Here is a 4,114-nt window from a genome sequence, read left to right as displayed (position 1 = left end):
TGTGAAGATCCTCCTGCACGTCGCGCCCTGGCAGCGTGTTCACCAGCAGGGAATCCCCGGGCGACCAGTAGCTGGAAATCTGCAGCATGGCAGGCCCGCTGAGGCCGCGATGGGTGACCAGCATGGGTTCCAGAAAATGGGCTTTGCGGCAGTGGACATCCACCGGGCAGCTGACGCCGGCCAGCGGGGCCAGTTGCTCCTTCAACTGTGGCTGCAGGGTGAAGGGCACCAGCCCGGCGCGCGTGGGCAGGATTGTCAGTCCGAACTGCCGGGCAATCTCATAGCCGAAAGCGGATGCGCCCATGGTGGGGATGGACAGGCCGCCGGAGGCAATCACCAGTGATTCGCACGAAAGCTCTGCCGTGGCGGTTTTCAGCCGGTAGCCGTCATCCAGTTCCGATACCGAGTCGACGCTGGTTTTCATCCGGACCTCGGCCCCCGCCCAGTCGCATTCGGTCAGCAGCAGATTCAGTATGTCCTTTGCGCTGTCCCTGCAGAACAGTTGCCCGGCGGCTTTTTCCTCGTGCTCGATGCCGTGCCTGTCCACCAGCTCCAGAAAATCCTGCGGGGTGTAGCGCTTGAGTGCGGAAATACAGTAGTGGGGGTTGTCAGACAGGAAGTTGGCCGGGGTGCTGTTCAGGTTGGTGAAATTGCAACGGCCGCCGCCGGACATCAGGATCTTCTTGCCCGGTTTGTTGGCATGGTCCAGCACCAGCACGCTGCGGCCACGGTAGCCGGCCGTCGCCGCGCACATCAGGCCGGCAGCGCCTGCGCCGATAATGATCACATCGTAGTGGGGCGTGGATTGGCTCATGGCAGCTCAACAGTGCCTTCCATAAACAGCACGGCCTGGCCGGCAATGGCGACCCGGTTGCCTTTCAGCTCGCAGCGCAGGGTACCGCCGCGTCGGGACACCTGGCGGGCGTCAAGCCGGTTTTTGCCGAGCTTTTCTGCCCAGTAGGGTACCAGAACGCTGTGAATGGAACCGGTAACCGGGTCTTCATCGACACCGGCGCCGGGGGCGAAATAACGGCTGACGAAATCGCAGTCCTGCCCGGGTGCGGTGATGATCAGACCCTGATTGCCCAGGGTTTTAAGGGTTCGCAGGTCCGGCTCTGCCGCTTTCACGGCGGCCTCATCGGCCAGCACTATCATATAGTTGGTATCGCTCGGCACAAACCAGGCCTGCTCCGGCGCGTCTGCAAGGGCATCCCGGATAGCCTGTGGTGTCGGCTGTTCCTGGTATGGCAGGTTGGGAAAGTCCAGGGTCAGCCAGCCATCGGCGCCTTTGCTGACCCCCAGCCGTCCGCTTTTCGACTGGAAGCTCACGCTGTCTTCCGGCCATTCCAGCAGGTTGAAAATAACCCAGGCCGACGCGAGCGTGGCATGGCCACAAAGCGGCACCTCGGTAGCGGGTGTAAACCAGCGAATGCTGAAATCCGCGTCCTGGTCTGCCGGCAGCGGGGTAATAAAGGCCGTTTCCGACAGATTGTTTTCAGCGGCCAGTGCCAGCAGGATGTCATCGGGCAGGTCCTCCTGCAATGGCATTACCGCAGCCGGGTTGCCGCTGAACAACTGGTCGGTAAAGGCGTCAAGCTGGTAGATGGGGTAGGGCATGGGAAGGTCCCGTCAGATCAATGGTTCGCGTATTCTGAACAAAGAGGCTATGCGGTGCCAGATTTTCCATGGTCCCGGCCGGTTCTGGCAGAATCTCCACTTCCGGGGCCAAGATTTTGCTGCGGTTGGGTGATAGCCTTATGGGGACATCGCCGGAAGCTGTCCACTGTATCAAATAAAGCAAAATTTATTCTGGATGCCGATTATGACCAAGCCCAGTTCTGATCTTGCCAATGCGCTGCTCGAGCAGCATGTAAAACATGAACTGTCCGCGCTCAAAGGCGCGAAAATGCGCCGTTTTCTGGCGCAGGAACTGGATGAACTGTTCGATCTCGCCGGCCGCGTGACCCTGGGCCGCATTACCTCGGCCGAACAGGTCATGGTTCTGGTCAGAAAGGTTGTGATCAATATGGAGATGAACCCGGATATCCCGGGAGTGGCCGGTGACATGTATACCGAGGCCCTGAGTGCACCGATCCAGAAGACCACGAAACTGAATGAAATCATCACCCGCGAACAGGTCACCGGTTTCCTTGAGCAGGCACTGGCGCTGAAAGAGCAGCGGCAGCGAATGATCAGCGGGGTCATGTCGCATCCGGTCTACCAGCAAATGGTTGCCACCGTGGTCTACCAGGGCGTGGTCAACTTTCTGTACGAGGATAACCTGCTGACCAAGAATGTGCCCGGTGTCGGTTCGATGATGAAGTTCGGCAAGCGCATGGCCAACCGGGCAGTGCCCGGGCTGGATGAATCGTTTGAGCGCCGTTTCAAGGCCTGGTTGGCGCAGAGCCTGCCAGGGCTGATTGCCCGCAGTGAGGAGTTTCTCCAAAAATCACTGACCGATGAGGAGCTGCGGGACAGCATCATGGAGGTCTGGGAATCGGTGGAAAACCAGACCATCGAAGAACTGCATGAGGGCCTTGGCGATGTCCGCATGCAGGGATTTCTGGTGCTGGGGTATGAATTCTGGCTTCAGTTCCGCCAGACCCCTTATTTCGAGGGCTGTGCCGAAGCGGTGGTTACCCGCTTTTTCGAGTATTACGGCGACCGGCCTGTTCTCGAACTGCTCAAGGAGATGGGCGTGGAGCGCGAGGTGATCATGGCTGAAATTGACGGCCTTGAGCTGCCGCTTCTGGATGTGCTGCATAAGGAAGGCTACCTTGAGGCTCTGATCCGCCGCCGCCTGACCGCTTTCTACACCTCGGCGGCCGCCAGAAAACTTCTCGCGCAAGGTTAGTGAGTGACAATGTGGATACCTGTTGAACTGCTCTGGGCCTACCTGGCCGCGGTTACCCTGTTAACACTGACGCCGGGTATCGACACGCTGCTGGTGATGCGCAATACCGGGCGCGGCGGCCTCGGTGATGGCGTGGTGACCAGCTTTGGTATCTGCTGCGGGCTGTTTATTCACGCCACGCTTTCGGCGTTGGGAATTTCGATCCTGCTGGTTGAAACCGCCTGGGCGTTTACCGCGCTGAAGTGGGCCGGGGCCTGTTATCTGGTCTGGCTGGGAATCATGTCTCTGCGCCAGGCGCTGGCGGGGTCACAACCTGAAACTGCTTCCCGGCGTTTCAGCAATCCGCCAGACAGAGCGTCGGGCCGGGGCGCCGCGGTGCCACGCCTGGCTTCCTTCCGCGAGGGTGTTCTGTCGAACCTTCTCAATCCCAAGACAGCGCTTTTCTACATGGCGCTGCTGCCCCAGTTTATTGATCCGGCAGGGCCGGCGTTTGCTCAATCCATTGTTCTGGCGGGGCTGCATTTTGTGCTGTCGATGAGCTGGCAGTGCCTGGTTGCGGTGATGGTGCTCAAATCACAGAAATTTCAGGTGGGCCAGGGCGTGAAGCGCGCCCTCAATGGACTGACGGGCGGCTTCTTCGTCGCAATCGGGGTCAGGCTGGGGCTCGACTGAGCCCGATCAGCGCTCCAGATACTTGAGTTTGTTGGGCTGGCCGTCCCATTCCTCGGCATCCGGCAGCGGGTCTTTCTTCTCGGTGATGTTTTCCCATTTGCCGGCAAGTTCGGCGTTCAGTTCGGTGAAATGCTCCTGATCCGCGGGCAATTCATCCTCTGAAAATATCGCTTCGGCAGGGCACTCCGGCTCGCACAGGGCGCAGTCAATGCACTCGTCCGGGTCGATCACCAGAAAGTTGGGGCCTTCGTAGAAGCAGTCCACGGGGCAGACTTCCACGCAATCCGTGTATTTGCATTTGATGCAGTTATCAGTAACGACGAAGGTCATGAAAAGTCCTCTGGTGCGGTAGTCAGTCTCATCAATGTAATAATAATTGCGCGATATTGTAGGGAGGCCCCTGCGGAGGCGCAAGCGCTACCGCTACCGGGTCTTATTCCCCGGCCATAATATCCCGCAGTTCGTAAAGCCGGTTCAGTGCCTCTCTTGGCGTAAGGTCATCCAGGTTCAGGGCCGCCAGGGCTTCTTCAACCCGGCTGGGTTCCATGGCCGCGAACATGTCCCCCTGAAAGGCGGTGCTCACGGCAG

At 59.3% G+C, this 4,114-nt stretch carries 5 protein-coding genes; 2 read left to right on the top strand and 3 right to left on the bottom strand.

Annotated features, from left to right (window positions below):
• Together VJ956_RS06585 and VJ956_RS06580 are read right to left on the bottom strand one after the other, a co-directional pair.
• A partial coding sequence (locus VJ956_RS06585; protein WP_324083005.1) for an aminoacetone oxidase family FAD-binding enzyme occupies window positions 1-814 on the bottom strand: 814 nt, incomplete at its 3' end.
• Window positions 811-1,617, bottom strand: coding sequence for a PhzF family phenazine biosynthesis protein (locus VJ956_RS06580; RefSeq protein ID WP_324083004.1), 807 nt, complete (start codon window positions 1,615-1,617; stop codon window positions 811-813). The genes VJ956_RS06580 and VJ956_RS06585, both read right to left, overlap by 4 nt.
• A gap of 205 nt (window positions 1,618-1,822) precedes the next feature.
• On the opposite strand from VJ956_RS06580, the gene VJ956_RS06575 reads away from it, so the two are divergent.
• Together VJ956_RS06575 and VJ956_RS06570 are read left to right on the top strand one after the other, a co-directional pair.
• Window positions 1,823-2,854 carry a hypothetical protein gene (locus VJ956_RS06575; RefSeq protein ID WP_324083002.1) on the top strand — a complete coding sequence of 344 codons (1,032 nt, stop codon included), beginning with the start codon at window positions 1,823-1,825 and terminating at the stop codon, window positions 2,852-2,854.
• 9 nt (window positions 2,855-2,863) lie between these two features.
• Entirely contained in the window at window positions 2,864-3,526 is a 663-nt protein-coding gene (locus VJ956_RS06570) for a LysE family translocator (RefSeq protein ID WP_324083000.1), read from the top strand.
• Window positions 3,527-3,532: 6 nt separating this feature from the next.
• Here VJ956_RS06570 and fdxA read toward each other — a convergent pair whose 3' ends face one another.
• Window positions 3,533-3,856, bottom strand: a complete 324-nt coding sequence (gene fdxA / locus VJ956_RS06565) for a ferredoxin FdxA (RefSeq protein ID WP_324082998.1) — start codon at window positions 3,854-3,856, stop codon at window positions 3,533-3,535.
• Window positions 3,857-4,114 lie beyond the last annotated feature (258 nt).

It is taken from the genome of Marinobacter sp. (assembly GCF_035268745.1).
Classification (GTDB): domain Bacteria; phylum Pseudomonadota; class Gammaproteobacteria; order Pseudomonadales; family Oleiphilaceae; genus Marinobacter.
The sequence above is the reverse complement of the archived record's forward strand: the minus strand, read 5'-3'. Positions and strand labels throughout refer to the sequence as shown.

Excerpts from the sequence above, each read along its gene's own strand:
- VJ956_RS06580 (WP_324083004.1), bottom strand. The coding sequence starts at position 1,617 with ATGCCCTACCCCATCTACCAGCTTGACGCCTTTACCGACCAGTTGTTC.
- VJ956_RS06575 (WP_324083002.1), top strand. The coding sequence starts at position 1,823 with ATGACCAAGCCCAGTTCTGATCTTGCCAATGCGCTGCTCGAGCAGCAT.
- VJ956_RS06570 (WP_324083000.1), top strand. The coding sequence starts at position 2,864 with ATGTGGATACCTGTTGAACTGCTCTGGGCCTACCTGGCCGCGGTTACC.
- fdxA (WP_324082998.1), bottom strand. The coding sequence starts at position 3,856 with ATGACCTTCGTCGTTACTGATAACTGCATCAAATGCAAATACACGGAT.